Source organism: Pseudomonas sp. JDS28PS106 (assembly GCF_036706555.1).
Classification (GTDB): Bacteria; Pseudomonadota; Gammaproteobacteria; order Pseudomonadales; family Pseudomonadaceae; genus Aquipseudomonas.
Map to the genome: position 1 here is coordinate 394,300 of NZ_JBAJGT010000001.1, position 25,562 is coordinate 419,861.

General features: G+C 62.2%; 24 protein-coding genes and 1 pseudogene. 17 read left to right on the forward strand and 8 right to left on the reverse strand.

Annotation, left to right across the window (positions count from 1 at the left end; translation table 11 throughout):
• Nucleotides 1-21 precede the first annotated feature (21 nt).
• The 5 genes from TRP66_RS01700 to TRP66_RS01720 all read left to right on the forward strand — a co-directional run bounded on the left by TRP66_RS01700 (nucleotide 22) and on the right by TRP66_RS01720 (nucleotide 4,338).
• Nucleotides 22-855, forward strand: a complete 834-nt coding sequence (locus TRP66_RS01700; RefSeq protein ID WP_333399586.1) for an alpha/beta fold hydrolase — start codon at nucleotides 22-24, stop codon at nucleotides 853-855.
• Complete coding sequence (locus TRP66_RS01705) at nucleotides 852-2,333, forward strand: aldehyde dehydrogenase (protein ID WP_333399587.1); 1,482 nt, start codon at nucleotides 852-854, stop codon at nucleotides 2,331-2,333. Before TRP66_RS01700 ends, TRP66_RS01705 begins: the two co-directional genes overlap by 4 nt.
• Before the next feature lie 15 nt (nucleotides 2,334-2,348).
• Nucleotides 2,349-2,834, forward strand: a complete 486-nt coding sequence (locus TRP66_RS01710; protein WP_333399588.1) for a flavin reductase family protein — start codon at nucleotides 2,349-2,351, stop codon at nucleotides 2,832-2,834.
• A 186-nt stretch (nucleotides 2,835-3,020) separates the two neighbouring features.
• On the forward strand, nucleotides 3,021-3,773 hold the full coding sequence (locus TRP66_RS01715) for a GntR family transcriptional regulator (RefSeq protein WP_333399589.1): 753 nt from the start codon (nucleotides 3,021-3,023) through the stop codon (nucleotides 3,771-3,773).
• A 1-nt stretch (nucleotide 3,774) separates the two neighbouring features.
• Complete coding sequence (locus TRP66_RS01720; protein ID WP_333399590.1) at nucleotides 3,775-4,338, forward strand: NUDIX hydrolase; 564 nt, start codon at nucleotides 3,775-3,777, stop codon at nucleotides 4,336-4,338.
• A 29-nt stretch (nucleotides 4,339-4,367) separates the two neighbouring features.
• On the opposite strand, the gene TRP66_RS01725 is transcribed toward TRP66_RS01720, so the two are convergent.
• On the reverse strand, nucleotides 4,368-4,664 hold the full coding sequence (locus TRP66_RS01725; RefSeq protein WP_333399591.1) for a DUF1330 domain-containing protein: 297 nt from the start codon (nucleotides 4,662-4,664) through the stop codon (nucleotides 4,368-4,370).
• 88 nt (nucleotides 4,665-4,752) lie between these two features.
• Here TRP66_RS01725 and ribBA point away from each other — a divergent pair, with 88 nt between their 5' ends.
• From ribBA to TRP66_RS01750, 5 genes are all read left to right on the forward strand, one after another.
• A complete protein-coding gene (ribBA, locus tag TRP66_RS01730; protein ID WP_333399592.1) occupies nucleotides 4,753-5,862 on the forward strand; it encodes a bifunctional 3,4-dihydroxy-2-butanone-4-phosphate synthase/GTP cyclohydrolase II in 1,110 nt (369 codons plus the stop codon).
• 277 nt (nucleotides 5,863-6,139) lie between these two features.
• On the forward strand, nucleotides 6,140-7,165 hold the full coding sequence (locus TRP66_RS01735) for an ABC transporter substrate-binding protein (protein ID WP_333399593.1): 1,026 nt from the start codon (nucleotides 6,140-6,142) through the stop codon (nucleotides 7,163-7,165).
• Nucleotides 7,150-8,073, forward strand: coding sequence for an ABC transporter permease (locus TRP66_RS01740; RefSeq protein ID WP_333399594.1), 924 nt, complete (start codon nucleotides 7,150-7,152; stop codon nucleotides 8,071-8,073). The genes TRP66_RS01735 and TRP66_RS01740 overlap by 16 nt, the downstream gene beginning before the upstream one ends.
• A gap of 6 nt (nucleotides 8,074-8,079) precedes the next feature.
• A complete protein-coding gene (locus TRP66_RS01745) occupies nucleotides 8,080-8,895 on the forward strand; it encodes an ABC transporter permease (RefSeq protein ID WP_333399595.1) in 816 nt (271 codons plus the stop codon).
• Complete coding sequence (locus tag TRP66_RS01750; protein WP_333399596.1) at nucleotides 8,892-10,037, forward strand: ABC transporter ATP-binding protein; 1,146 nt, start codon at nucleotides 8,892-8,894, stop codon at nucleotides 10,035-10,037. Before TRP66_RS01745 ends, TRP66_RS01750 begins: the two co-directional genes overlap by 4 nt.
• Nucleotides 10,038-10,199: 162 nt before the next feature.
• Here TRP66_RS01750 and TRP66_RS01755 read toward each other — a convergent pair whose 3' ends face one another.
• Nucleotides 10,200-11,606, reverse strand: a complete 1,407-nt coding sequence (locus TRP66_RS01755) for a purine-cytosine permease family protein (protein WP_333399597.1) — start codon at nucleotides 11,604-11,606, stop codon at nucleotides 10,200-10,202.
• 740 nt (nucleotides 11,607-12,346) lie between these two features.
• On the opposite strand from TRP66_RS01755, the gene TRP66_RS01760 reads away from it, so the two are divergent.
• The 3 genes from TRP66_RS01760 (at nucleotide 12,347) to TRP66_RS01770 (ending at nucleotide 15,377) form a co-directional block, all read left to right on the forward strand.
• Nucleotides 12,347-12,832 (forward strand): flavin reductase family protein, encoded by a 486-nt coding sequence (locus TRP66_RS01760; RefSeq protein WP_333399598.1) that lies wholly within the window; start codon nucleotides 12,347-12,349, stop codon nucleotides 12,830-12,832.
• 69 nt (nucleotides 12,833-12,901) lie between these two features.
• Complete coding sequence (locus TRP66_RS01765; RefSeq protein ID WP_333399599.1) at nucleotides 12,902-13,939, forward strand: LLM class flavin-dependent oxidoreductase; 1,038 nt, start codon at nucleotides 12,902-12,904, stop codon at nucleotides 13,937-13,939.
• Nucleotides 13,940-14,135: 196 nt separating this feature from the next.
• Nucleotides 14,136-15,377, forward strand: coding sequence for a M20/M25/M40 family metallo-hydrolase (locus TRP66_RS01770; protein ID WP_333399600.1), 1,242 nt, complete (start codon nucleotides 14,136-14,138; stop codon nucleotides 15,375-15,377).
• A gap of 313 nt (nucleotides 15,378-15,690) precedes the next feature.
• Here TRP66_RS01770 and TRP66_RS01775 read toward each other — a convergent pair whose 3' ends face one another.
• Nucleotides 15,691-16,872, reverse strand: a complete 1,182-nt coding sequence (locus TRP66_RS01775) for an MFS transporter (protein ID WP_333399601.1) — start codon at nucleotides 16,870-16,872, stop codon at nucleotides 15,691-15,693.
• 95 nt (nucleotides 16,873-16,967) lie between these two features.
• Between TRP66_RS01775 and TRP66_RS01780 the strand changes: the two genes are divergently transcribed.
• Both TRP66_RS01780 and TRP66_RS01785 read left to right on the forward strand, forming a co-directional pair.
• Entirely contained in the window at nucleotides 16,968-17,528 is a 561-nt protein-coding gene (locus TRP66_RS01780) for a TetR/AcrR family transcriptional regulator (protein WP_333399602.1), read from the forward strand.
• 92 nt (nucleotides 17,529-17,620) lie between these two features.
• Nucleotides 17,621-17,734, forward strand: a pseudogene (locus tag TRP66_RS01785) (hypothetical protein); the annotation flags it as partial.
• A gap of 85 nt (nucleotides 17,735-17,819) precedes the next feature.
• On the opposite strand, the gene TRP66_RS01790 reads toward TRP66_RS01785, so the two are convergent.
• Complete coding sequence (locus tag TRP66_RS01790; protein ID WP_333399603.1) at nucleotides 17,820-18,788, reverse strand: aliphatic sulfonate ABC transporter substrate-binding protein; 969 nt, start codon at nucleotides 18,786-18,788, stop codon at nucleotides 17,820-17,822.
• A gap of 14 nt (nucleotides 18,789-18,802) precedes the next feature.
• Nucleotides 18,803-19,768, reverse strand: coding sequence for an ABC transporter substrate-binding protein (locus tag TRP66_RS01795; protein ID WP_333399604.1), 966 nt, complete (start codon nucleotides 19,766-19,768; stop codon nucleotides 18,803-18,805).
• Between the two features lie 214 nt (nucleotides 19,769-19,982).
• Between TRP66_RS01795 and TRP66_RS01800 the strand changes: the two genes are divergently transcribed.
• Complete coding sequence (locus TRP66_RS01800; protein ID WP_333399605.1) at nucleotides 19,983-20,882, forward strand: LysR family transcriptional regulator; 900 nt, start codon at nucleotides 19,983-19,985, stop codon at nucleotides 20,880-20,882.
• 137 nt (nucleotides 20,883-21,019) lie between these two features.
• A complete protein-coding gene (locus tag TRP66_RS01805; RefSeq protein WP_333399606.1) occupies nucleotides 21,020-21,814 on the forward strand; it encodes a class II aldolase/adducin family protein in 795 nt (264 codons plus the stop codon).
• Between the two features lie 77 nt (nucleotides 21,815-21,891).
• Here TRP66_RS01805 and TRP66_RS01810 read toward each other — a convergent pair whose 3' ends face one another.
• The 3 genes from TRP66_RS01810 to TRP66_RS01820 form a co-directional block, all read right to left on the reverse strand.
• Nucleotides 21,892-23,211 carry an LLM class flavin-dependent oxidoreductase gene (locus TRP66_RS01810; RefSeq protein WP_333399607.1) on the reverse strand — a complete coding sequence of 440 codons (1,320 nt, stop codon included), beginning with the start codon at nucleotides 23,209-23,211 and terminating at the stop codon, nucleotides 21,892-21,894.
• A gap of 13 nt (nucleotides 23,212-23,224) precedes the next feature.
• On the reverse strand, nucleotides 23,225-24,178 hold the full coding sequence (locus TRP66_RS01815; protein WP_333399608.1) for an ABC transporter substrate-binding protein: 954 nt from the start codon (nucleotides 24,176-24,178) through the stop codon (nucleotides 23,225-23,227).
• An 89-nt stretch (nucleotides 24,179-24,267) separates the two neighbouring features.
• Nucleotides 24,268-25,338: an LLM class flavin-dependent oxidoreductase gene (locus TRP66_RS01820; protein WP_333399609.1), complete on the reverse strand. Its 1,071-nt coding sequence runs from the start codon at nucleotides 25,336-25,338 to the stop codon at nucleotides 24,268-24,270.
• Between the last annotated feature and the right edge of the window lie 224 nt (nucleotides 25,339-25,562).

The window sequence follows — 25,562 nt, forward strand, 5'->3', positions numbered from 1 at the left end:
AGTGCTGCGCAGGAGTACTCCATGATTCAGCTCACCGCTGAACGCACCCCGACCGGCACCAGCTATCTGGTGACCGGCCAAGGCCATCCTGTGGTGTTGATTCACGGGGTGGGCTTGAACAAGGAAATGTGGGGCGGGCAGGTCGTCGGCCTGGCCCCGCGCTACCAGGTCATTGCCTACGACATGCTGGGCCACGGCGCCAGCCCGCGCCCGGCGTCCGAAACCGGTCTGCTGGGCTACGCGGAACAGTTGCGCGACCTGCTTGACCATCTGCGGATCGATCAGGCGACAGTGATCGGCTTCTCGATGGGCGGGCTCGTCGCACGCGCCTTCGCACTGCATTTTCCCGACCGGATATCGGGGCTGGTGGCGCTCAATAGCGTGTTCAACCGCAGCCCGGAACAGCGCGCCAGCGTTATCGCGCGCACCAGTCAGGCCGCCGAGCACGGCCCGGATGCGAATGCCGCAGAGGCCCTGTCGCGCTGGTTCAGTCGCGAATATCAGGCGGCCAATCCTGCCCAGATGGCGGCCATTCGGCAGAACCTGGCCAGCAATGATCCCCAGGGTTACCTGACCACTTACAAACTGTTCGCCACTCAGGACATGTACCGCGCAGAGGATCTTGCCCAGATCAAAGTGCCGACCCTGGTCGCCACCGGCGAACTGGACCCCGGCTCGACACCCGAGATGGCGCGTCAACTGGCGCAGCGTATTCCCGGCGCCGAGGCGGTAATTCTGGCCGAACAAAGGCACATGATGCCGGTGGAATCGCCGCGACTGGTCAATCAGGTGCTGCTGGAGTTCCTGGAAAAGTCGATCAAAGGCCTACATTCGATCAAGGGGATAGTTGCATGAGCCTCACCCGCTTTCAGATGTGCATCGACGGACAGTGGGTAGATGCGCTGTCCGGCAATACCTTCGACAGCCTGAACCCGGCGCTGGCCGAACCCTGGGCGCAATTGCCCGATGCCAGCGAGGCCGACGTGGACCGCGCGGTCCAGGCCGCGCAGAACGCGTTCGACAATCCGGCCTGGCGCGGGCTGACCGCCACCGCGCGCGGCAAACTGCTGCGTCGCCTGGGCGACCTGATCGCCGAACACAAGGAACACCTGGCTCAGCTGGAAAGTCGCGACAACGGCAAGCTGATCCGCGAGACTCGCGGCCAGGTCAGCTACCTCCCCGAATTCTTCCACTACACCGCGGGACTGGCCGACAAGCTTGAAGGCGGCGCCCTGCCTCTCGACAAGCCCGATCTGTTCGCCTACACCGTGCACGAACCCATGGGCGTCGTGGCCGGGATCATTCCCTGGAACAGCCCGCTGTACCTGACTGCCATCAAGCTGGCTCCGGCACTGGCCGCAGGTAACACCATCGTGCTCAAACCTTCCGAGCACGCTTCTGCGACCATTCTGGAACTGGCGCGCCTAGCGCTTGAAGCAGGTTTTCCGCCCGGCGTCGTCAACGTCGTGACCGGGTACGGTCCGAGCACCGGCGCGGCGCTGACAAGGCATCCTCTGGTGCGCAAGATCGCCTTCACCGGCGGCGCAGCCACGGCTCGCCATGTGGTGCGCAGCAGTGCCGAGAACTTCGCCAAGCTGTCTCTTGAGCTGGGCGGCAAATCGCCGAACATCATTTTCGCCGACGCCGACCTCGACAGCGCCATCAATGGAGCCGTCGCCGGCATCTACGCCGCTTCGGGCCAGAGCTGCGTGTCCGGTTCCCGCCTGCTTGTGCAGGACGAGATCTACGACCAGTTCGTCGCCCGGCTGGTCGAGCGCGCCAGCCATATCCGCATCGGCAATCCGCAGGACGAACACAGCGAAATGGGACCGATGGCGACCGCCCAGCAGCTGGCGGTGGTCGAAGGACTGGTCGCCGATGCGCTGGCCGAAGGCGCGCGCCTGCGGATCGGCGGCAAGCGCCCTGATATGCCGGGCAACGGCTGGTTCTACGAACCGACGCTGTTCGAATGCGATCGCAACTCGATGAAGATCATGCAGGAGGAAGTCTTCGGCCCGGTCGCCTCGGTGATCCGTTTCAAGGACGAAGCCGAAGCGCTGGCTATTGCCAACGACTCGCAGTTCGGCCTGGCGGCCGGCATCTGGACGAGAGACCTCGGCCGGGCGCACCGAATGGCCCGTGATATTCGCTCCGGCATCGTCTGGGTCAACACCTACCGCGCGGTATCGGCGATGGCACCGATCGGCGGCTTCAAGAACAGCGGTTATGGGCGCGAAAGCGGCATCGATTCGGTGCTCGCCTACACCGAACTCAAGACGGTATGGATCAACCTGTCCCAGGCGCCCATGCCAGACCCATTCGTGATGCGTTGAAGGAGATCACCCGCGATGATCGAACCCGGCATATATAAAGAAGTCATGGCGTCGTTTCCTTCGGGCGTCACGATCGTCACTACACTGGACGCCGAAGGCAATCTGACGGGTATCACCGCCAGCGCCTTCAGCGCTCTGTCCATCGACCCGGCGCTGGTGCTGTTCTGTCCCAACTATGCATCGGACACCTACCCGGTGCTGCGTGAGAGCAAACAGTTCGCCATCCACCTGCTGTCCGCTGATCAACAGGCCGAAGCCTACGCCTTTGCCGGCAAAGGCAAGGACAAGGCCAAAGGCGTGGAATGGCACTTGAGCGAGCTGGGCAACCCGCTGCTCGGCAAAGCCACCGCGATCATTGAATGCGAATTGTGGCGCGAATACGACGGCGGCGACCACGCGATCATCGTCGGCGCCGTGAAGAACCTGATCCTGCCCCAGACGCCGCCTACGCCGATGCTGTATCACCGCGGCAAGCTGGGCGCTCTGCCGGGGCTGGCCTGAACCGGCGAGCAAGCGGGGCTTCTTGGTGGATGTGACGGCCAGCGTGATAAACTCGCCAGCCTGGGTCTGGATGACCCAGCCATGCGGCAGCGGCCCGGTTCGTCCCGGGCCATTGTCTACATCGCGCCGCGCGGCATTGCGCCGAACGCGGTTGTATTCTGGACAGACCACCTCTGAGCACCGCCGATGAAACGCCTGCCACTCGACGACAATTTCAAGGTCAATCGCAACCCCGTCACGCTGCGCGAGATCGTGCTCGACAAGCTGCGTGGCGCGATCATGAACTTCCAGCTGTTGCCAGGAGACCGTCTGGTCGAGCGCGACCTATGCGACCGGCTGGGCGTCAGCCGCACATCCGTGCGCGAGGCGCTGCGTCACCTGGAATCCGAAGGCCTGGTGGAATTCGCCGACGCCAAGGGGCCACGGGTCGCCATCATCACCCTGGAAGACGCCTGCGACATCTATGAATTGCGCTGTGTGCTGGAAGGGCTGATCGTCCAGCTGTTCACGCTGCGCGCCAAGCCCAAGGATATCCGCGCACTGGAAAAAGCCCTGGACGCCAACCGCAAGGCGCTGAAGGACGGCGAACTGCAGCAGGTCATCGATTCGGTTCAGGGCTTCTATGACGTGCTGCTCGAAGGCTCCGGCAACCACGTCGCCGCCACCCAGTTGCGCCAGTTGCAGGCACGTATCAGCTATCTGCGCGCAACATCGGTCTCTCAGGAGAACCGTCGAGGCGCCAGCAATCAGGAAATGGAACGCATGGTCGAGGCGATCAAGAGCGGTGACCCGCTCGCGGCTCACCAGGCATCGGTCGACCACGTGCGCAATGCTGCGAAAATCGCGCTGGAGTATCTGAAGTCCAAGCAGGACGACGACGCCCCTGTCCGCGAGATCGTCGCGCCCGTCGGTCTCAAAGAACCTCGCATAGGCTACTGACATGCCAACCCCGCGCTTCTGCCCCCAATGCGGTAGCGCCAGCCTGGCGCAGCGCACGCCGCCAGGCGACACCCACCTGCGGCTCATGTGCGCGGATTGTCAGTACATTCACTACATCAATCCCAAGATCATCGCCGGCTGCATCATCGAGCAGGATGGCAAATACCTGCTGTGCCAGCGGGCGATTCCTCCGCGCCCCGGCACCTGGACCCTTCCGGCCGGGTTCATGGAAAGCGGCGAAACCACTGAGCAGGCCGCGCTTCGCGAGGTGTGGGAAGAAAGCGGCGTGCGCGCCGAGATCGTCTCGCCCTACTCCATCTTCAGCGTGCCGAAGATCAGCGAGGTCTACATCGTCTTTCGCGCGATTGCCCTGGAAATCACCGGCCAGTTCGGACCTGAAACCCTGGACTACAAGTTCTTCGCGCCGCAAGACATTCCCTGGGACAGCATCTATTACCCGGCCATCCGCCAGATTCTGGAGCGCTACATCGCCGAACGGCAGGCCGGGGTTTACGGCATCTACATGGGCAATGACGACAGCGGCAAAGTGCATTTCATTCGCTGACCGCCGTCACGTACCCGCGCCTGTTGCTCTCAAGGCGTCTCCACGCCCTCCACGATGACGATCCGCGCCTGCGCCACATCCTTGCGGTGGCTCATCGCCTGTTGATACTGCTCGGAGCGGTAACACGCCAGCGCCTGCTCGTAGCTGTCGAACTCGATCACCACCGAGCGCTGCGGAGACGCTCCGCCCTCCAGCGCTTCCGAGCGGCCGCCGCGCGCCAGGAACTTTCCGCCGAACTGTTCGAACGCAGCGGGTGCGCGTCGGGTGTACTCGCCGTATTGCGTGGGGTCGCTGACATCGACATGCGCTATCCAGTAAGCCTTCATGATGTTCTCCCTGGGATGATGGAATGAGCCTGCGAAACATACGTATTATGGTATACCATGATACGCACATTTCCTGCGAGATCTCGTCATGGCATTCGATCGTATTGAAGACATTATTGAAGACTACCGACAGGGCAAGATGGTCTTGCTGGTCGACGATGAGGATCGGGAAAACGAAGGTGATCTGCTGCTTGCCGCCGATCGCTGCACTGCTGAAGCGATCAGTTTCATGGCGCGCGAAGCACGCGGCCTGATCTGCCTCACCCTGACGGACGAGCACTGCACACGCCTGGGTCTGGAGCAGATGGTGCCCGCCAATGGCAGCGCATTCGCGACGGCGTTCACTGTTTCCATCGAAGCCGCTACCGGCGTCACCACCGGCATCAGCGCCGCGGACCGGGCGCGAACCGTAGCGGCGGCCGTGCATCCTGACGCCGTTGCCGAGGATCTGGTTCAGCCGGGCCATATTTTCCCTCTGCGAGCCCGGGACGGCGGCGTGCTGACGCGCGCCGGGCATACCGAAGCAGGCTGCGATCTGGCGCGGCTGGCAGGTTTCACCCCCGCTTCGGTGATCGTCGAGGTCATGAACGATGACGGCACCATGGCGCGTCGCCCCGATCTGGAACGTTTCGCCGCCAGACACGGGATTCGCATCGGCACCATTGCCGACCTGATTCATTACCGGCTCAGCCACGAGCACACGGTCGCACGCATCGGTGAGCGGGAACTGCCTACGGTGCACGGCACCTTCCAGCTGTTCAGCTACGAAGACCGGATCGAAGGCGGCGTGCACATGGCAATGGTCATGGGCGATATCCGCCGGGACGAGCCGGTTCTGGTCCGGGTGCATGTGGTCGATCCCCTGCGCGATCTGGTCGGTGCGCAATACACAGGTCCCGCCAACTGGACGCTGTGGGCGGCGCTTGAGCGAGTCGCACAGGAAGGCCGTGGCGTCGTGGTGGTGCTGGCCAACCATGAATCTTCTCAAGCGCTGCTCGAACGCGTCCCGCATCTGACCCGTCCACCGCGTCAGTACACCCGCTCCCAATCGCGGATTTACTCCGAAGTGGGTACAGGCGCGCAGATTCTCCAGGATCTGGGCGTCGGCAAGTTGCGTCACCTCGGGCCGCCCCTGAAATATGCCGGGCTAACGGGTTATGACCTGGAGGTCGTCGAAAGCGTGCCCTTCGCCGGTTGATCGCACGCCAGTGGCTCCAGCTCATTCGCCGGGCCTCGGCAGTAACGTGTCGAGTCCGCTGTCGCCCTCGCACCGCCGGATACCGGAAATCGCTTGCGCAAAGTTTGGAATACCATAATATGACATTCCAGAAGCCGGCCGAATGATAAGGCCGTCCGGCTTGGGAAAACCTTAAAAAAGCCTGATCGATCACCTGTTTTAAGGTCGCAAGACCCTGCTCCCGATCCAGCGGGTCAGCAAAGCCCGCTCACAAACACAAGAAAATGAGGGCGTAAAAATGGTGTTGAAAAAACATGCCACGGCCATTCTGGCCGCAGGGCTGCTAGCCTGTTCAAGCTTTGGTGCACTGGCGGCTGAAAGCGTCAATTTCGTCAGCTGGGGCGGTACCACCCAGGACGCGCAGAAACAGGCGTGGGCAGCACCGTTCAGCAAGACCACCGGCATCACCGTTGTGCAGGACGGCCCGACCGACTACGGCAAGCTCAAGGCCATGGTCGAGAGCGGCAACGTGCAGTGGGATGTGGTCGACGTCGAAGCCGATTTCGCCCTGCGCGCCGCAGCCGAAGGACTGCTCGAACCACTGGATTTCAAGACCATCGACCGCGCCCGGATCGACCCGCGCTTCGTGTCCGATCACGGCGCCGGCTCGTTCTTCTTCTCGTTCGTGCTGGGCTACAACGAGGGCAAGACAGGCGGTAAAGCGCCAGCCGACTGGGCTGCCCTGTTCGACACCAAGACTTACCCCGGCAAACGCGCGCTCTACAAGTGGCCAAGCCCCGGCACGCTGGAACTGGCGCTGCTGGCCGATGGCGTGCCCGCCGACAAGCTCTACCCGCTGGACCTTGACCGGGCCTTCAAGAAGCTCGACACCATCAAAAAGGACATCGTCTGGTGGGGCGGCGGCGCGCAGTCCCAGCAATTGCTTGCCTCGGGCGAAGTCTCCATGGGCCAGATGTGGAACGGTCGCGTCTATGCCTTGCAGCAGGACGGCGCACCGGTCGGCGTGAGCTGGAAGCAGAACCTGGTCATGGCCGATTTCCTCGTCGTCCCCAAGGGTTCGAAAAACAAGGACGCGGCGATGAAGTTCATCGCTGACGCCACCAGCGCCAAGGGCCAGGCCGACTTCTCCAACCTCAGCGCCTACGCCCCGGTCAACCTGGACAGCGTCCAGCAACTCGATACCAAGCTGGCGCCCAATCTGCCAACGGCCTATGCCCCCGATCAAATCACTCTGGACTTCGCGTATTGGGCCAAGAACGGTCCTGCGATCGCGACAAGGTGGAACGAATGGCTGGTCAAATGAAAATGCCGATGCTGGCCCGTCGCGGGCCAGGCGCCGCCGCCATCAACGCAGGAACCCTGCCGCCGGTGCCGTCCAGCAGACGCTGGCGCGGCAGTCGCAATCTGCTGCCGGCACTGATCTTCCTGGGCCTGTTCTTCTTCGCGCCGCTGATCGGTCTGTTGCTGCGCGGCGTGCTGGAGCCGACTCCGGGCCTGGGCAATTACGAGCAGCTGTTCGCCAACTCGGCGTATTCGCGGGTCCTGCTCAACACCTTCTCGGTCGCGGGACTGGTGACCTTGTTCAGCCTGCTGCTGGGGTTTCCGCTGGCATGGGTCATCACGCTGGTGCCACGCGGCTGGGGACGCTGGATCCTCAATATCGTGCTGTTGTCGATGTGGACCAGCCTGCTGGCGCGTACCTACTCCTGGCTGGTGCTGCTGCAGGCCTCCGGGGTCATCAACAAGACACTGATGGCCCTGGGCATCATCGACCAGCCGCTGGAGATGGTGCATAACCTGACCGGCGTCGTGATTGGCATGAGCTACATCATGATCCCGTTCATCGTCCTGCCCTTGCAGGCAACCATGCAGGCCATCGATCCAATGGTGTTGCAGGCGGGCTCGATTTGCGGCGCCAGTCCCCGGACCAACTTCTTCAAGGTGTTCCTGCCGCTGTGTCGTCCGGGTCTGTTCTCCGGCGGGCTGATGGTGTTCGTGATGTCGCTGGGGTACTACGTCACGCCAGCGCTGCTGGGCGGCGCGCAGAACATGATGCTACCCGAGTTCATCGTCCAGCAGGTTCAGTCGTTCCTCAACTGGGGACTGGCCAGTGCGGCGGCGGCCCTGTTGATCGTGATCACCCTGGTGCTGTTCTACTTCTACCTGAAGCTTCAGCCGGAATCACCGGTTGGCGCCAGTCACGCGAGGTAAGTCGCCATGCTCCTGACTCCCAACGCCATGGGCCCCGGACTGCGCGGCGGCCTTTACCTGACCACGGGGTTGATCGCGCTGTTTCTGCTGCTGCCGATCCTGTTCATCATCCTGTTGTCATTCGGCTCGTCCCAGTGGCTGGTGTTTCCGCCGCCCGGCTGGACACTCAAATGGTATGAACAGTTCTTCTCCAATCCGGAGTGGATGGCGGCGGCGATGTCCAGCTTCAAGGTCGCCATCCTGACCACCATTGCCGCGGTTGCGCTGGGCCTGCCCACGGCATTCGCTCTGGTGCGCGGTCGCTTTCCGGGCCGCGACCTGCTGTACGGGCTGTTCACCCTGCCGATGATCGTGCCATTGGTGATCATCGCGGTAGCAGTCTATGCGCTGTTCCTCAAGCTCGGTTACACCGGCACGTTGTTCTCGTTCGTGGTCAGCCACGTGATTGTGGCGTTGCCGTTTACCATCATCTCCATCATCAACTCCCTGAAACTGTTCGACCAGTCCATTGAGGATGCCGCGGTCATCTGCGGGGCCTCACGGATCCAGGCGATCTATCGGGTGACCTTTCCGGGGATTCGTCCGGGCATGATCGCCGGCGCACTGTTCGCCTTTCTGGTCTCATGGGACGAAGTGGTGCTGAGCGTGATGATGGCCAGCCCTACCCTGCAAACCCTTCCCGTCAAGATGTGGACCACATTGCGTCAGGATCTGACCCCGGTCATCGCCGTCGCCTCGACGCTGCTGATCGGTCTGTCGGTGCTGGTGATGATCATTGCCACCACCTTGCGAAACCGCAACGAAGCCAGGAGCACATCATGAGTGCCGTCATGCAGGAACGACCCGGGCAGACCCTCGTCAGCCTATGCAATCTCGACAAGCACTATGGCGATTTCGCCGCGGTGGACAACATTTCCCTGGATATCGTCGATGGCGAATTCCTGACCTTCCTCGGCTCCAGCGGCTCGGGCAAGAGCACGACGCTGTCGATGCTGGCGGGATTCGAAACGCCCAGTTCGGGCGAAATCCTTGTCAGCGGACAATCGCTGGTCAATGTGCCGCCGCACAAGCGCGACATCGGCATGGTGTTTCAGCGCTACTCGCTGTTCCCGCACCTCTCGGTCCGCGACAACATCGCCTTCCCGCTGGCGATTCGCAAACTGCCGGCGGCTGAACGCGACAAGCGCGTCGACGCCATGCTCAAACTGGTGCAACTCGAAGCCTTCGCCCACCGCCGTCCCGCCCAGCTATCCGGCGGCCAGCAGCAGCGCGTGGCCATCGCCCGGGCGCTGGTCTACGAACCGCGCATTCTGCTGATGGACGAGCCCCTCGGTGCACTGGACAAAAAGCTGCGTGAAGACCTGCAGGACGAATTGCGTCAGCTGCATCGGCGGCTGGGAATCACCATCGTCTATGTGACCCATGACCAGGAAGAAGCGATGCGTCTGTCACAGCGCATCGCCATTTTCAGTCATGGCAAGATCGTCGGGCTGGGCACGGGCTATGACCTGTACCAGAACCCGCCCAATGCGTTCGTGGCCTCGTTTCTGGGCAATTCGAACTTCCTCCGGCTCAAGGCTCAGGGCAACGGCGTGGCAACCTTTGAAGGCAAGCCACAGGCGATCCGCCTCACCTCCGGACTGACTGACGGTCAGGACGTGCTGCTGATGATCCGTCCCGAAAAGGCTCTGGCCCTGAGCCCCGCACAGGCTCAGCAGGTGCCGCTCGAACCGGGATGGAACGAGGTTGCGGCCACTGTGACCGAAGTACTGTTCCTGGGCGAAAGCCAGACCTGCTCGGTGGTGACGGCCAACGGCTCGGCAATGACCGTCAAGGCGTTGTCGGCCACCGGCATGCCGCTCAAGGCCGGAGACGCGGTGCGGGTTCGCTGGGCCGCGGCCGATGCTTGCGTCTACACCGAATGGGCCGAAAGCGACCTGAACAAGGCCGCCGGCGCGCACTGAGCGACAACGGCCCATAACTGACGATGCCCTCTTCGGAGGGCATTGTCGTTTTCGGGCCACCGCCACAGATGACAAAGCCGACCACCCGGCGCACGTTCATCAACCTCCCCAAACACAAAAGCCCCGGGCGCGAACCCGGGGCTTTTGCGATCTGCCAGACGTTCAGTCGTTGTAGCGCAGCCGCGCGACTCGAACCGCCTGGGCTTTGCTCCGGGTCGCCAGGCAGTAATAGAGCGGACAGGTCACCGCAAGCCCGACCAGCCAGGACAGGTCCACGCCTTCGATGTAGTTGGCATAGGGGCCGACCCACAACGCGGTATTGGCGAAAGGGATCTGAACCAGAATGCCGATGGCATAGGCAACGATCGCGTGCGGATTGAACAGGCCGTACACGCCGCCATCGGGCTTGAAGATCGACTCGATGTCGTACTCGCCGCGCTTGATCAGGTAGAAGTCGATGATGTTGATCGACGCCCAGGGCACCAGCACGATCAGCAGCGCGAGGATCAGGCCGATGAACTGACTGATGAAGTCGCTGGAGGCCGAAAGCGCGGTTGCGCAGCAGCCGGCGAGCACCACCGTCGACAGCATGACCCGGACCTTGACGCTCGGCGTCCAGCGGCCGGCGAAGGTCTGGATCGAGGTGACGATGGAAAGCACCGCACCGTACAGATTCAGCGCGTTATGGCTGATGATGTTGAACAGAAACAACACCATCAGCACCGGCCCGAGAATACCTGTCGACTGCTTGACTGCCGCCATCGCCTCGGTGCCTTCGGGTGTGGCAAGCGCCGCGATTGCGCCGAAACTGAACGACAGAATGGTGCCCAGCGAGGCCCCCAGATAGGTCGCCCAGAATGGCCTGGCAACGCCGATATCGCAGCGCAGGTAGCGGGAATAGTCGGAGGTATAGGGCGAGAAGCTGATCTGCCAGATGATCCCCAGCGACACCGTGGCGAGGAAGCCGGACAGATTGAAGCCGCCGCGCTGGAAGAAATCGGCAGGCAGATCCTGCAGGAAAATCATGCTGAATCCCGCCAGCAACGCCGACCCCATCACCCAGGTCCCGATACGATTGAGGGTATGGATGAAACGGTAGCCGACCACGCCAATGGCTGTGGCACTCAAGGCACCGATCAGAATGCCGCTGGAAAGCGATACCGAGGGCGCGATGCCCTGGATCGACTTGCCCGACAACACGATGTTGGAAATGAAAAAGCCGACGTAGATAAGTGCGGTGATGAACACGATCAGCAAGGCGCCGTAGCGTCCGAACTGGCCGCGGCTCTGCACCATCTGCGGGATTCCCAGGCGCGGACCTTGCGCCGAAGCCAGACCGATCACCAGTCCGCCAATCATGTTGCCGGCGATGATCGCCAGCAGACCCCAGAATAAATCAAGGTGGAACACCTGCACTGCCATCGCGCCGGTCACGATGGGCAGCGGCGCTATGTTGGTACTGAACCACAGCGTGAAAAGGTCTCTGGCCTTGCCATGACGTTCGGCCAGAGGCACGTAATCGACGGTGTGGTTTTCAATCAGGGGAGCGGAAGCATTGTTCTGGGACATAGTCTGGATCTCGAAACCGTGGGCCTGGCGTCTTTGTCGAGGCGCCGGAGACGTAGGCTTCGGATGCGCGTGACCGCGACGCTGCCAGCCGCCGGAACGAATCAGGCAGCGGACGGCTTCGTCGATACGGATATCGCGGGCCGAAGCTTTACGCAGGGAACCAAGCGAACCTGGGCGGTCGCTTCAACCTGGAGGCCGATGTCCGCTGCAAACGTCTGGCTGTCGAGGCGATGGAAGGAGTCCGTATAACGTGAGGGGGCAGCTTTGAGTAGAGTTCTTGAACATTGTCTCGCCTGAATTGTTGTTGTATTGAGCCAAATCGTGACGGGATCTGCGGTACATGTAGCTGGATCTCGACACATGCGCAGGCCGATTCTGCCGATCACTTTGGCTACACCATATTATGGTATGCCAATATCACGCAACCCCCGCTTGGTGGTGCAACCAGGCTCCCGACGAGCGCGCTCATGGAGCGGCTCTGACACTGCCGTGATCCAGCCGGGCGGCTCGATGCGTGATATCCGCGTAGCCGTAGGATCGAGCTTGCTCGCGAATGCAATCTGTCAGAGACCTCGATGTCGACCGGCGCACCGCTTTCGCGAGCAAGCTCGCTCCCACTTACATTGGGTATTCGTGTGAGTCGCGCAGCCCATCAGAAAAAACGCTTGCCATCGAAATATTACGGTATACCATCAGACAACAATAATTCATCGCTCCGGCGCAGCCGCAGAGGTATTACAATGATCGACGCAACTGCCTACAAGAACGTGCTGGGCTCGTTCCCTTCCGGTGTCACTGTCATCACCACACTGAACGACGACGGCGAAGTGGTCGGCCTGACCGCAAGCGCCTTCAGCTCGCTTTCGATGGACCCTCCTCTGGTGCTGTTCTGCCCCAATTACAGCTCGGACTCCTACCCCACACTGATCCGCAACCGGCGTTTCGCCATTCACCTGCTGTCCGGCACTCAGCAAGCCGAGGCCTATGCATTCGCGCGCAAAGGCAAGGACAAAGCCGCCGGAATCGACTGGACCCTGAGCGAGTTGGGCAATCCCCTGCTTGCCAACGCGACGGCGATCATCGAATGCGAGCTGTGGCGCGAATACGAAGGCGGTGATCACGCGATCATGGTTGGCGCGGTCAAGAATCTGATCCTGCCCGAGCAGCCCGCCGCGCCGCTGGTGTACTGCCGCGGCCAGATGGCGGCGTTGCCAGAACTCGCATGATCAGCTCACGCGTATCACACCGCTTTATCGCCTGTCCGCGGGCACTCTGATTGAAAACGAGGGTGAGTCATGAAATTTTCGTTGTTCGTACATATGGAACGCTGGGATGAAAGTGTCAGCCATCGTCAGCTGTTCGAGGATCTGACCGAACTGACGCTGATGGCGGAGAAAGGCGGTTTCAGCACGGTCTGGATCGGCGAGCATCACGCCATGGAGTACACCATCTCGCCGAGCCCGATGCCGTTGCTCGCCTACCTTGCGGCCAGAACCGACACCATCCGGCTGGGCGCGGGCACGATCATTGCGCCCTTCTGGCACCCGTTGCGGGTCGCCGGTGAATGTGCGTTGCTGGATGTGATCAGCAACGGACGCATGGAAGTCGGCCTGGCCCGCGGTGCTTACCAGGTCGAGTTCGATCGCATGGCCGGCGGCATGCCTGCCTCCGAAGGCGGCAAGGCGCTGCGCGAGATGGTTCCGGTGATTCGCGCGCTGTGGAAAGGCGATTACGCCCACGACGGCGAGATCTGGAAATTCCCCACGTCCACCAGCGTACCGAAACCGGTCGGCACCCCACCGATGTGGATCGCGGCGCGCGACCCGGATTCGCACAACTTTGCCGTGCGCAACGGCTGCAACGTGATGGTCACCCCGCTGATGAAGGGCGACGAGGAAGTAGTCGACCTCAAGAACAAATTCGAGGCGGCGCTGGCGAACAATCCGGACGTGCCACGTCCGCAGCTGATGGTGCTGCGCCATACCCACGTGCACAGCCCGGAAGATCCGGAAGGCTGGGAAGTCGGAGCCACCGCCATTTCGAAGTTCTATCGCACCTTCGATGCCTGGTTCGGCAACAAGACCACGCCAACGAATGGTTTTCTGGCGCCCAGCCCCGAAGAGAAGTTCGCCGAGCGGCCCGAGTTTCAGCTGGAGAACATTCGCAAGAACACCATGATCGGCACACCCGAGGAAATCATCCCGCGCATTCGCTATTACCAGGAACTGGGCGTCGACGAATTCAGTTTCTGGTGCGACAACAGCTTGCCGCACGCGGAAAAGAAAAAATCGCTGGAGCTGTTTATCAAGCACGTGGTACCGGCATTCCGCTGAGCAATGGGCAGCACAGAAAAACCAGGCCGATGCCTGGTTTTTCTGTTTTGCACTCGTGCTTTTTTCATCGGAGACGCAGTCTGTTTGCAGCACAAGCCGCGCCGTTTCAACCCATCAGTAACTTGATCAAATTGGCGAGAAAGCCGCCAATGGTCAAAGCTGCAGACTCAACCCGCATCGATGTGAAGGAACCCGCATGCTCATTCGACGTTCAGCTATCGCCTCTGCAATCGCCCTTTCATTCCTGTCGCTTTCTGCACTGGCCGCCGATCTGGCGCCCGATCAATTGCTGAAAAAACCCGAAGCCGAACAGCAATCCTACCTGGCCACTGTCAAGGGACTGGTGAACGTCGACACCGGTACGGGCCAGGAGCCAGGTCTGAAAACCATCAGTGCTGTGTTGGTGGAACGACTCAAGGCACTGGGCGCCGAAGTCGCCACGAGTCCGGCCTCGCCTTCGGCGGGCGATAACATTGTCGGCACCTTTAAGGGTAACGGCAGCAAGTCGTTCCTGCTGATGGTGCATTACGACACCGTGTTCCTGCCGGGCACCGCTGCCAAGCGGCCCTTCAAGGTCGAGGGCGAGCGCGCCTACGGCCCGGGCGTCGCCGATGCCAAGGGCGGCGTAGCAATGATCCTGCACTCGTTGAAGCTGCTGCGCGACGAGAATTTCAAGGATTACGGCACCCTGACTGTACTGTTCAACCCGGATGAGGAAACCGGCTCCAGCGGATCGAAAAAGATCATCGCCGAACTGGCTCGCCAGCACGACTACGTGTTTTCGTACGAGCCGCCGGACAAGGATGCGGTGACCGTCGCCACCAATGGCATCAACGGGGTGTTTCTCGACGTGAAGGGCAAGTCCTCGCACGCGGGGTCGGCGCCAGAAGCCGGGCGCAACGCGGCCATGGAACTGGCGCACCAGTTGCTGCAACTCAAGGATCTCGGCGATCAAGCCAAGGGCACCACGGTCAACTGGACGCTGCTCAAAGCCGGCGACAAGCGCAACATCATCCCTTCCAGCGCGTCGGCCGAAGCCGACATGCGCTACTCGGACCTGAGTGAAAGCGACCGCGTACTGGCGGACGCCCAGCGCATCGCGCAGAAAAAGCTGATTGACGGAACCGAAGTCAGCCTGCGCCTTGATAAAGGTCGGCCGCCCCTGGCGAAGAACCCCGGCTCCGACCAGTTGGCGAAGACCGCCCAGGCACTCTATGGAAAGATCGGTCGCACGATCGAACCCATCGCCATGCGCTTTGGCACCGACGCAGGCTACGCCTACGTGCCCGGCAGCGAAAAGCCGGCGGTGCTGGAAACCATGGGTGTGGTCGGCGCGGGCCTGCATGCCGACGACGAATACATCGAGCTTTCGAGCATAGCGCCACGGCTTTATTTGACCGTGGCGCTGATTCAGCAGTTGTCCGAAGGCACGCGATAAGCCCGCGCACGACACAGGCCCTGTAGGAGTGAGCTTGCTCGCGATCTGCCGCAATGCCACAGCAAATCCAGCCGACGCTGGTGTGTCGGGTATTGCCAGTCGCCAGCAGGCCGGCTCTCAGCAACAACTCGTAAATCGCCGTTGTAGCTATTTAAGCTCCAACAGCGATAATTTGGACATCCCCGCTACGACAAGCTGACCAGGCGCTTTGCAGTTAGGGTCAGCCCTGGCCTTCAGCCTACGATGTGTGCGGCAATACGTTTAATACAGAACCTGGGGAGACGTATGCGTTGAAGTGCTGGCCACATGGCTCTCAACCGGGCTGAACGCAGGGGCGCGCGGCGCTGTTGCGCACGCCGAACAGCGCCAGCACGATTACACCAGCTAGATACAGCTGCGCCGCGCCATCCAGGCCCAGCCGGGGTACCAAGGTGCTGACCGCCAAGACCGGCAGGCAGAACGCGAGATAACTGAGCACGTAGAACGCGGCCAGCAAGCCGGCACGTTGTGTCGGTTCGGCCAGCGGAAGCACGCCGCGAGTTGCCCCGAGAAAGCCGCTACCGAAGCCGATCCCAGTGACAGCAGTACCTAGCGCGAAGAATCCAAGCTGGCCGCTCAACACCGCCAGCCATAGCAGCACCGGTCCTGCCACCAAGGTGCTGGCACCGAGGCGCAGGAGGCGGCCGGCAGTCCAGAGCCGTAGCCCGTGCAGGCTTGCAGCGCCGCTCAACGTCAGGCAGGCCACTACCCCGCTTCCGATCAAAACCGAGCTTGTTCCGGTCGCCGCCCTGATCAGCCCCGGCATCAGAGAAAGATAGAAGCCGCCCACTGCCCAAACCGCCAGCTCCACCGGCAATACACGCCACAGTACAGCACGCGCCTGGGACGGAACCGCCAGTTGCGGACGCAGCGCGACCAGCAGTCCTGGACGACGAGGCAGTAGATCGGGCAGGCGCAGCAGCAACAGGCCCTGCAGCACAAAGAGCAGCAGAAACAGCCGATACACTAGTTGCAGGGGTGCCGGCGCAAACGCCACTAGCAGGCCGCACCCCAGAGCACCACCCGCCATTCCCAGCAGCGGCGCCAGGCTGTTTAGCCAAGGGCCTCGCTCACGATCCACGTCGAGCAACGCAGCGCCCACTGCACTGGTGGCGATGCCCGTGGCTATGCCCTGTAAGGTACGAGCTAACACCAAGTCTGTCAGCCCCTGGGCCTGATGGAACAGCAGCATGGAAAGCACCTCCAGCACTAACGCGCTCAGGATGACCGGTCGACGCCCCAGGTGATCAGACAGCCGTCCACCCACGAGCAACGCGGCAAGCAAGGCAAAGGCATAGACCGCAAACACCCAGGTCAGCCAGAAGGTGGAAAATCCCCAGGCTTGCTGATAGCTGGCATAAAGCGGCGTTGGAGCAGCCGAAGCCGCCATGAACGTGAATAGCAGAGTCCCGAGCAGACTCAAGCGCGCCGTGGATGTGGAAGTCGAAGAAGGCATCGCCCAACCCTAAAGCAAATAATTAGCTTTAAAGACTGAGCCTTTTCACTGACTAAAGCAATGCTTTTGCGTTAAATGAAAGGTATCCTGTTGCCATGAATACCAAGCAAGCCCGTCCTGGAGGCCGTAGCGCCCGCGTCCAACAAGCCATTCATGATGCCGTGCTGGCCATGCTGAACGAACAGTCGCGTGAATCCCTTACATTCCCCCAGATTGCCGCGCGTGCTGGCGTCACTCCGTCCACCCTCTACCGGCGCTGGGGCAATCTGCCAACTCTGCTGGCCGATGTTGATCTGTGCCAGCTTCGTCCGGACCAGCCCCCTCTGGATACCGGCAGCCTGCGTGGCGACCTCGAACGGTGGTTGGAATCCTACGTAGATGACCTTTCTTCCACACCCGGCCAGGCGATGCTCAAGGATGCTCTGGCCTCCACCGATCCAGGGTGCGCGGTGCGCTGTACTGAACCGACCCGCGAGCGGCTCGAACTGTTGCTTGAGCGGGCCAAATCCCGTGGAGAAGCAGCGCCAAATCTGGATGCTCTTATGGACGGCCTGGTCGCTCCGCTTGTTTTCCGAACCTTGTTCGGAGCCGAGCGCCCCGGCGAACAGCTCTGTCAGCGCCTGCTGTCACAGACGTTGAGCGAACAAAACATTTGAGAAAGCCCGCTGCTGGAAACAATCGATCAGACGAAAAAAATGTTGCGCTCGTGTATTCAATCGCGGCTAACGCCGCTCCCACGCGGTCGTGTATGGTCGGCGCGGGCCTGCATGCAGATGACGAATACATCGAATTGTCGAGCATCGCGCCACGGCTTTACCTGACCGTGGCGCTGATTCAGCAGCTGTCCGGAGGCGCGCGCTAAGCCAGCGCACGACACAGGCCCTGTAGGAGCCAGCTTGCTGGCGACGCAGATTCATTTGACACACCGCAGGCGAAGCGATGCCGCTTCACCGGCTATCTGCTTGCTCGCGCGGCTCGTACAGCGTCACCGCACGCGCATCCACCGCCTTGGGCAGCAATCCCTCTTTATAGAACGCATCGGCGATCTGTTGCTGCTCGGCCAGGTTCTCCGGTCTGACCGGCTGCACGTCATAGCTGCGCCGGGCGTTGGCCTGCTGCACGGTGGTGCTGTCGAGGTTGCCCCACAGGGGTCCGAGGATGGCGGCCGCCGACGCCGGGTCGGACTTGACCCAGGCACCGGTTTCACGCAGCGCCAGGTACACCTGCTGCAGGACTTGCGGATGCGCCTTGGCATAATCGCTGCCGGCCAGGTAGTAGCGCTGATAGCTGGCCAGACCCTTGCCGTCGGCGAGGATGCGGGCGCCCTGCTGATGCTGGGCGCTGGCGACGTACGGGTCCCAGGTCACCCAGGCATCGACCTTGCGATTTTCGAAGGCGGCGCGCCCATCGGCCGGGATCAGGTACGCCGGGGTGATGTCCTTGAAGGTCAGCCCGGCCTTGGCCAGGGCCTGGATCAGCAGGTAATGGCTGCCGGCAGCCTTGGTCACCGCCACGCGCTTGCCTTTGAGGTCGGCCAGGCTCGTCAGAGGCGACTCCGCAGGCACCAGGATCGCCTGCGCGGTCGGCGAAGGTGCTTCCCGAGCGAAATAGGTCAGTCTGGCGCCAGCGGCCTGGGTGAAGATCGGCACGGTGTCGGCCACGTCCGCCGATACGTCGACGTTGCCCAGGTTCAGCGCTTCCAGCAAGGGCAGGCCGCTGGGGAATTCATGCCAGCTGACGCGAATGCCCTGCGCCTGGAGACGCTGCTCCAGACCGCCGCGGGCTTTGAGCAAAGTCAACAGGGTCGAGGATTTCTGGTAGCCGATGCGCAGGGTCTGCTCGGCATTGGCAATATTCGGGATCGCAGCGCTGACCAGCAGCGCGACGGCCAGATGGCGCAAGGTTTTCAAGGGCATGATGAGGTTCCGGTTCAGGGTTGCGCGGCCAGCTTCGCGTTGTCGGGGACGGTGAAGCCGGTGGCGAAGGTCGGCGCCACGTCGAGGCGTTCGCTCATCAGGCCGTGTGCCTTGTAGAAGTCAGCGGTGTCCTGCTGCTGAGCCACGGTCTGGGGATCGATGGGCTGCCAGCGCAGCTTGCGCCGTTCGAACTGCAGACGCGCGGCGTTCTCGGGAAAGCCGATGATGGCCGCCAGGGTTTTCGAATAGCTGTCCAGATGCTGGTTGGCCCACACCTGCGCGCCGGCCAGCCGGTTGAGGTAGTCCTGCAGCGCCGCGCGCCGCGCCGGCTCATCCAGCGCCTTGTCGGTGGCCGCAAGAAAGCTGTTGCCGCTGGACAGGCCGCGACCGTTGACCAGCACGCGCCCCTGCCCGCTCACCTCGGCCAGCGCGGTATAGGGTTCCCAGGTCGACCAGGCGGCCACCGAACCGTTGGTCAGAGCGATCTTGGCGTCCACCGGGCCGAGGAAACGGAATTCCACATCCTTCTCGCTGAGCCCGGCCTGCTCCAGCGCCTTGAGCGCCAGGTGATGGCCGATCGAACCGCGCCCGGTGGCGATGCGTTTGCCCTTGAGGTCGGCGGCGCTATGCAGGGCCGCATCCGGGCGGACCAGCAGCGCCGTGCCGTAGGGGTCGGACTTGTCCACCGCGATGGCCTTGACCGGAGCACCCGAGGCCAGCACGAACAGCAGCGGCGCGTCGCCGATGATGCCGGCATCGATCGCTCCGGCATTGAGCGCCTCGGCCAGCGGCGCGGCCGCCGGAAACTCCGCCCAGCGGATGTCGTAGGGCAGATCGCGCAAGGCGTCGGCGGCTTCCAGCTGGGCACGCATGTTGCCCTTCTGGTCGCCGATCCGCAGGGTCAGGCGCTCGTCGGCGCTGGCCTGGCCGATCAGCAGCAGCGCCGCGGCAAGGGTCAAGAGCTGGGTTCGGATGGACATGGTGCTCCTCGGTGTCATGGCGGGGCCGCGTTGCGCGGACCGTGACGAGCGACTCTAGCGAGGTTTTCACGATAAATTAAATTGATTTTAGGAATATCCTAATATGCATTTCTACCAGCTCCCGCCTTATCCCTGAGAGCATGTCAGTGGCATTACCTCGCGGACAGATTATGCTAGCGCTTTATTTTTTCGTTCGACTCAGTGAGCGCCGACCATGAAGATCGATGATATGGACGCCTTCGTGGCGGTCATTCGATGCCAGTCCACCAACCTTGCCGCCCAGTCGCTGCAACTGACCCAGCCGGCGATCACCCGCCGGGTGCAGAACTTCGAGCACGATCTGGGCGCCACCCTGCTGGACCGCAACAGCAAGCCGCTCAAGCCCACACCCATGGGACTGCGGGTGTACGAGCAGTGCAAGGCAATCCTGCGCGAGATCGACCTGTTGCGCGAGCTGGTGGCCAACGATGGCGCGCCGTCGGGCACGTTGCGCCTGGGCGTGCCGCAGACCCTCGGCGACGTGGTGCTGCTCGACGCCCTGGCGCGGATCCGCGACGCTTACCCGCAATTGCGCACTCAGGTCACCAGCGGCTGGGGCAGCAGCCTGATCGCGCGCATGGAAAACGGCGAACTGGATGCCGCCGCCGCGCTGTTCCCCACCGGCAAGATCTTTCCCGAAGGGATCGCCAGCCATTCACTGGCGCGCATGTCGCTCAAGGTGGTCGCCGCCAAGGGCAGCATCACCAGGCGCAACACCCGGCTCAAGGACTGCTACACCCGCGGCTGGGTGCTCAATCCCGACGGCTGCGGTTTTCGCGCCGGGCTGCAACGGGCATTGAGCGAACAGGGGCTGAGTCTGTCGATCAATCTGGAAACCTTCGGCACCGAGTTGCAACTGGGTCTGGTCGCCAACGGTCAGGGACTGGGGCTGGTGCCCGAGCCCCTGCTGCTGGCGAGCCGGCATCGCGAGGCGCTGGACGTGATCAACGTCAGCGACTTCAAGCCTCAGGTCGATCTCTGGCTGTTCCATCCACGCTACCTGGGCAACCTGCAGGAACCGGTCGAGTTGTTCGGCGAAGTGGCCGGGCACCGCCTGCTGGCAGAGCCAGCCTGATATGCATGCGATGCATATAATTCTTGATAAAAGATGCCATGGATAAATAATTAGCATAGAACCAAAAAGACTTTTACAGCCTGCATCCCTGCGCATACGGTCTTGAGCATTCGACCGTCATTCAGGGATGAACCCCCATGCACTCGCTGTCCTCCACCACCCTGCGCACCCACACCGTACGCCAGCGCGTCAACGCCGAAGAATGGGAGGTGCGGGTCAAGCTCGCCGCCGCCTACCGCCTGGCCGCCCTGTTCCGCTGGACCGACCATATCTACACCCACTTTTCGGCCCGGGTGCCGGGACCGGACGAACATTTCCTGATCAATGCCTACGGCCTGCTGTTCGACGAAATCACCGCGTCCAATCTGGTCAAGGTGGACGTCGACGGCACACTGATCGATGATCCGCTGGGACTGGGCATCAACCAGGCGGGCTACGTGATCCACAGCGCAGTTCATCGCGCCCGTCCCGACCTGAAAGCCGTGCTGCACACCCACACCCGCGACGGCGCGGCAGTGTCGGCGCAGCGCGATGGCCTGCTGCCGATTTCCCAGCACGCGCTGGCCTATTACAGCCGGGTCGCTTATCACGCCTACGAAGGCATTGCCCTGGACCTGGACGAGCAGCAGCGGCTGGTCGCCAATCTGGGCGACAGCAATATTCTGATCCTGCGCAATCATGGACTGCTGACCGGCGGCGTCAGCGTGGAACAGGCCTTCCGCGAACTGCATGGGCTCGAACGGGCCTGCAATATCCAGATCGCGGCCCAGGCCGGGGGCAACGACCAGCTGCTGCATGCCTCACCGGCGGCGATCGCCAAGGTGCATGAACAGACCTTGCGCGTTCGCGAGGGTCAAAGTGATGGTATCCAGCGACACTGGGATGCGCTGATCCGGCAGTTGGAACGCGAGGGCGTCGAGTACCGGAACTGATAGACTGATGAAAAAGCGCCACACCGGCGCACCGGATTTGGTTCCGGCGCCGGTGTGGCGCTACCTTCCACCTGTGATCAGCGTCTGAACGTCGGAATCTTCAGCCCCAGGCTTTCCCGTAACGTGCTGCCTTCGTAGGCCGTGCGATACACACCCCGCTCCTGAAGCAGCGGTACCACTTCGTCGGTGAAGCGCCGGAACTGGCCGGGATGACCGATGTAGATATTGAAGCCGTCCAGCGCCCGCGCTTCGAACCACTCGGCCATTTTCGTGGCGACCGTCTGCGCCGAACCCACGAAGGCGCCGGGACGAAGCTGACGGCCGAAATCTACTGCCTGCCGCAAGGTGAAGCCCTTGTCGCGAGCCTGATCGGCGATGCGCTTGGCATTGGTGAAAAAGCTGCTGCGGGCATATTCCAGGCTTTCCTGGGGGAATGGCGCATCGAGGTCGTACTGGGTGAAATCGTGCCAGCCGAAGTTGCGGCCGAACTCCTTGAGCGCCAATTCGAAGCTGTGATCGGTCTGGTGGTAATGACGCTCGATTTCCCGGGCATGCTCGTCGGTGTCGCCGACATGGATTTCCGCTCCCGGCAGCACCAGCAATTGCTCGGGGTCACGTCCCAGACGCTCGGCGCGACGCTTGATGTCGCGGTAGAACGCCTGGCCCTGCTCGATGCTGGCGGCATGGGTGAAGACCACATCGGCGGTGGCGGCGCCCAGATCGCGACCCTGTTCGGAATCACCGGCCTGGAAGATCACCGGCTGGCCCTGGGGCGAGCGCTGCATGTTGAGCGGACCGGTTACCGAGAAATGCTCGCCCTTATGATGCAGCGCATGCAGCTTTGAGGGATCGAGGAAACGGCCGCTGTCGCGATCCCGGGGAAAGGCATCGTCTTCATAGGAACGCCACAGGCCCTGCACCACCTGCACATGTTCCTCGGCGCGAGCGTAGCGGGTGTCGTAATCGTAATGCTCATCAAGGCCGTAGTTACCCGCCGTGCCGGCATCGCCGCTGGTGACTACGTTCCAGCCGGCGCGCCCCTTGCTGATCAGGTCCAGCGAGGCGAGTCTTCTGGCGACGTTGTAGGGCGCGTTATAGGACGTCGTCAGCGTGCCGACCAGGCCGATATGGCGCGTGCTGACCGCTAGCGCCGAAAGCAGCGTCAGGGGTTCGAGCCGATTGAGATAGTGCGACGGGGAACCGGGGGTGATGAACTGGCTGTCGACGATGAACATCAGGTCGAACAGCGCCGCTTCGGCCTGACGGGCGATATCGATGTACCAGTCGATATTGACGCTGGCGTCGGCGGGCAGCTCGGGATCGAGCCACAGATTGTGCCGGCCGGGGCCGCCGCAGCCCATGGTCAGGGCGCCCAGCTTGATCTGTCGTTTGCTCATGGGGCGCTCCTGCTCAGTGGCTGCTGACGGTGGGTTGCTGCAAGGCGGCGCTGAACGAGGTGTCGAACAGGTTCTGCGCCGGATACGTCTTGATCAGGCCGAGCCCGGCGAAGAAGTCCACGGTTTTCTGCGCGTCGACCACCACCTGCGGGTCCAGCGGCGCCAGGTTGGTGCGGGCGCGAGCGAACCAGATACGGGCGATGTCACGATCGGCGCGGGTGCGTTTGGCCCAGGCATCGGCGTAGGCTTCGGTGTTGGCCGGATCGTTCAGGGTCCATTCCCGCGCTTTTTTCAAGCGCTGCAGGAAATCGGCGATCTGCGTGCGCTTGGCATCGACCGCCTTGCTATTGGCGACCACGAAGCTCTGCGCCGGAATCACGCCCTCGGCGGTCGCCAGCACCCGGGCGCCCTGGCGTTCCTGCTGGGTGACATAGGGTTCCCAGGTGGCGATCACGTCGACCGAGCCGCCGTCCAGCGCATGCGAGGCGTCGAGCGCGCTGAGGTAACGCAAGTCCAGCGTGTCGCGCGGCACCCCGGCCTTGTCCAGGGCGTTGAACAGCAGTTGCTGGCTCCAAGAGCCTTTCCAGATGGCCGCGCGCTTGCCGCGCAGGTCTTGCAGGTTCTTGATCGGGGAATCCTTGCGCACCAGGATCGCAACGCCTTCGAGGTTCTGTCGGCTGACCGCAATCACTTTGATCGGCGCTCCGAGGGCGCCCAGAAACAGCGGCGGCGCATCGCCCAGCAACCCGATGTCGAGGCTGCCGACGTTGAGCGCTTCAGCCACTGGCGAGCCAGCCGTGAATTGCTTCCATTCCAGGGTATAGGGCAGATCGTCGAGCACCCCGGCCGCTTCCATCACGGCGCGGGCGTTGTAACTCTGATCGCCGACCACCAGGGTCTCGGCGGCGGCGGCAAGGCTGAAGGTAGCGGCCAGCACAGTGGCGGCCAATTGCTTGAAGTAACGCACGTTCGTCTCCAGATGCCCCGTCGGGGCAAGTAAGGTCGATCCGCGCGTGCGGTCTCGTCAGGCATGTCTTGTCAGTGATGAAGCAGGTTTCAGGCGCTGCGCGCGGCAACCTTGGCGCGGGTCAGGGGGATCAGTTCGCGGCCGTAATCCTCGGCGTCATTCAGGGGGTCGAAGCCGCGGATCAGGAAACTCGTAACGCCCAGGTCGTAATAGGCCAGCAACGCGTCGGCGACCTGCTCCGGTGTGCCCACCAGCGCGGTCGAGTTATGTCCGCCGCCGACCAGCGCGGCGATGCCGGTCCACAAACGCTCGTCGACCCGCTCGCCCTTGGCCACGGTGTCGCGCAGGCGCTGGGCACCGACGCTTTGCGGTTTGTTGGCAATCACCGGCCCCGCCTGCTCGATGCGCTGCCGGGCCTGGCCGAGAATGGTTTCGGCCTTGGCCCAGGCCGCCTCCTCGGTCGCCGCGATGATCGGCCGGAACGACACGCTGAACTGCACATCGCGACCGTGTTTCGCAGCCTGCTCACGCACTGCTGCGATGGTTTCCGCCGTTTGCTCCAGCGACTCGCCCCACAAGGCGTACACATCGGCATGCTTGCCCGCTACCTCCAGCGCCGCCGGCGACGAACCGCCGAAGTAGATCGGCAGATGCGGGTGTTGCAGCGGCTTGATCGCCGAGAACGCATTTTGCGCCTGATAGTGGGTGCCTTCGTGATCGAACGGCGCCTGTTCAGTCCAGACCTTGCGCACGATCTCCAGAAACTCATCGGTGCGCGCGTAGCGCTGGTCATGTTCCAGGTAGTCGCCGTCCTTGCGCTGCTCGACATCATTGCCGCCGCTGATGATGTGTACCGCAAGGCGACCATCGAGCAGATGTTCAAGGGTCGCCAGTTTGCGTGCAGCCAGGGTCGGCGCCACGAAGCCGGGACGATGGGCGAGCAGAAACTGAATGCGCGACGTGGCCTGCCCGGCCAGCGCGGTGACCAGGAAACCGTCCGGCTGGTCGGACCAGTAACCCACCAGAATCCGGTCGAAGCCTGCCTGTTCATGGGCACGGGCGAAACGGGTGATGTAGTCCTTGTCAAAGATCGGACCTTGCGGCGCGGTGATTTCCGAGGACAGCCGGTGGCCAATCATGCCAATGAATTGAACGCTCATGTGGGGGACCTTCGATGAATAGAGGGTAGATCTCAACGAGTCGAGTAGACGACTTTTTTATAAGCTATAGGCCTAAATATTCGTTGTGAAATTCGCTTTGGTCATAAGCTCATACCTTTGCCAGATTTCATTTGAGAGCATAAAACCCAAACTGTAAATGCATTATATGCATATTAGCTTATGCACATTTTGCATTTTGAGAATAGAACAGGTCTTTGCTAGGG

What these genes read in the sequence shown, in the direction of transcription:
- TRP66_RS01700 (WP_333399586.1), top strand. Translation starts at nt 22, where the DNA reads ATGATTCAGCTCACCGCTGAACGCACCCCGACCGGCACCAGCTATCTG.
- TRP66_RS01705 (WP_333399587.1), top strand. Translation starts at nt 852, where the DNA reads ATGAGCCTCACCCGCTTTCAGATGTGCATCGACGGACAGTGGGTAGAT.
- TRP66_RS01710 (WP_333399588.1), top strand. Translation starts at nt 2,349, where the DNA reads ATGATCGAACCCGGCATATATAAAGAAGTCATGGCGTCGTTTCCTTCG.
- TRP66_RS01715 (WP_333399589.1), top strand. Translation starts at nt 3,021, where the DNA reads ATGAAACGCCTGCCACTCGACGACAATTTCAAGGTCAATCGCAACCCC.
- TRP66_RS01720 (WP_333399590.1), top strand. Translation starts at nt 3,775, where the DNA reads ATGCCAACCCCGCGCTTCTGCCCCCAATGCGGTAGCGCCAGCCTGGCG.
- TRP66_RS01725 (WP_333399591.1), bottom strand. Translation starts at nt 4,664, where the DNA reads ATGAAGGCTTACTGGATAGCGCATGTCGATGTCAGCGACCCCACGCAA.
- ribBA (WP_333399592.1), top strand. Translation starts at nt 4,753, where the DNA reads ATGGCATTCGATCGTATTGAAGACATTATTGAAGACTACCGACAGGGC.
- TRP66_RS01735 (WP_333399593.1), top strand. Translation starts at nt 6,140, where the DNA reads ATGGTGTTGAAAAAACATGCCACGGCCATTCTGGCCGCAGGGCTGCTA.
- TRP66_RS01740 (WP_333399594.1), top strand. Translation starts at nt 7,150, where the DNA reads ATGGCTGGTCAAATGAAAATGCCGATGCTGGCCCGTCGCGGGCCAGGC.
- TRP66_RS01745 (WP_333399595.1), top strand. Translation starts at nt 8,080, where the DNA reads ATGCTCCTGACTCCCAACGCCATGGGCCCCGGACTGCGCGGCGGCCTT.
- TRP66_RS01750 (WP_333399596.1), top strand. Translation starts at nt 8,892, where the DNA reads ATGAGTGCCGTCATGCAGGAACGACCCGGGCAGACCCTCGTCAGCCTA.
- TRP66_RS01755 (WP_333399597.1), bottom strand. Translation starts at nt 11,606, where the DNA reads ATGTCCCAGAACAATGCTTCCGCTCCCCTGATTGAAAACCACACCGTC.
- TRP66_RS01760 (WP_333399598.1), top strand. Translation starts at nt 12,347, where the DNA reads ATGATCGACGCAACTGCCTACAAGAACGTGCTGGGCTCGTTCCCTTCC.
- TRP66_RS01765 (WP_333399599.1), top strand. Translation starts at nt 12,902, where the DNA reads ATGAAATTTTCGTTGTTCGTACATATGGAACGCTGGGATGAAAGTGTC.
- TRP66_RS01770 (WP_333399600.1), top strand. Translation starts at nt 14,136, where the DNA reads ATGCTCATTCGACGTTCAGCTATCGCCTCTGCAATCGCCCTTTCATTC.
- TRP66_RS01775 (WP_333399601.1), bottom strand. Translation starts at nt 16,872, where the DNA reads ATGCCTTCTTCGACTTCCACATCCACGGCGCGCTTGAGTCTGCTCGGG.
- TRP66_RS01780 (WP_333399602.1), top strand. Translation starts at nt 16,968, where the DNA reads ATGAATACCAAGCAAGCCCGTCCTGGAGGCCGTAGCGCCCGCGTCCAA.
- TRP66_RS01790 (WP_333399603.1), bottom strand. Translation starts at nt 18,788, where the DNA reads ATGCCCTTGAAAACCTTGCGCCATCTGGCCGTCGCGCTGCTGGTCAGC.
- TRP66_RS01795 (WP_333399604.1), bottom strand. Translation starts at nt 19,768, where the DNA reads ATGTCCATCCGAACCCAGCTCTTGACCCTTGCCGCGGCGCTGCTGCTG.
- TRP66_RS01800 (WP_333399605.1), top strand. Translation starts at nt 19,983, where the DNA reads ATGAAGATCGATGATATGGACGCCTTCGTGGCGGTCATTCGATGCCAG.
- TRP66_RS01805 (WP_333399606.1), top strand. Translation starts at nt 21,020, where the DNA reads ATGCACTCGCTGTCCTCCACCACCCTGCGCACCCACACCGTACGCCAG.
- TRP66_RS01810 (WP_333399607.1), bottom strand. Translation starts at nt 23,211, where the DNA reads ATGAGCAAACGACAGATCAAGCTGGGCGCCCTGACCATGGGCTGCGGC.
- TRP66_RS01820 (WP_333399609.1), bottom strand. Translation starts at nt 25,338, where the DNA reads ATGAGCGTTCAATTCATTGGCATGATTGGCCACCGGCTGTCCTCGGAA.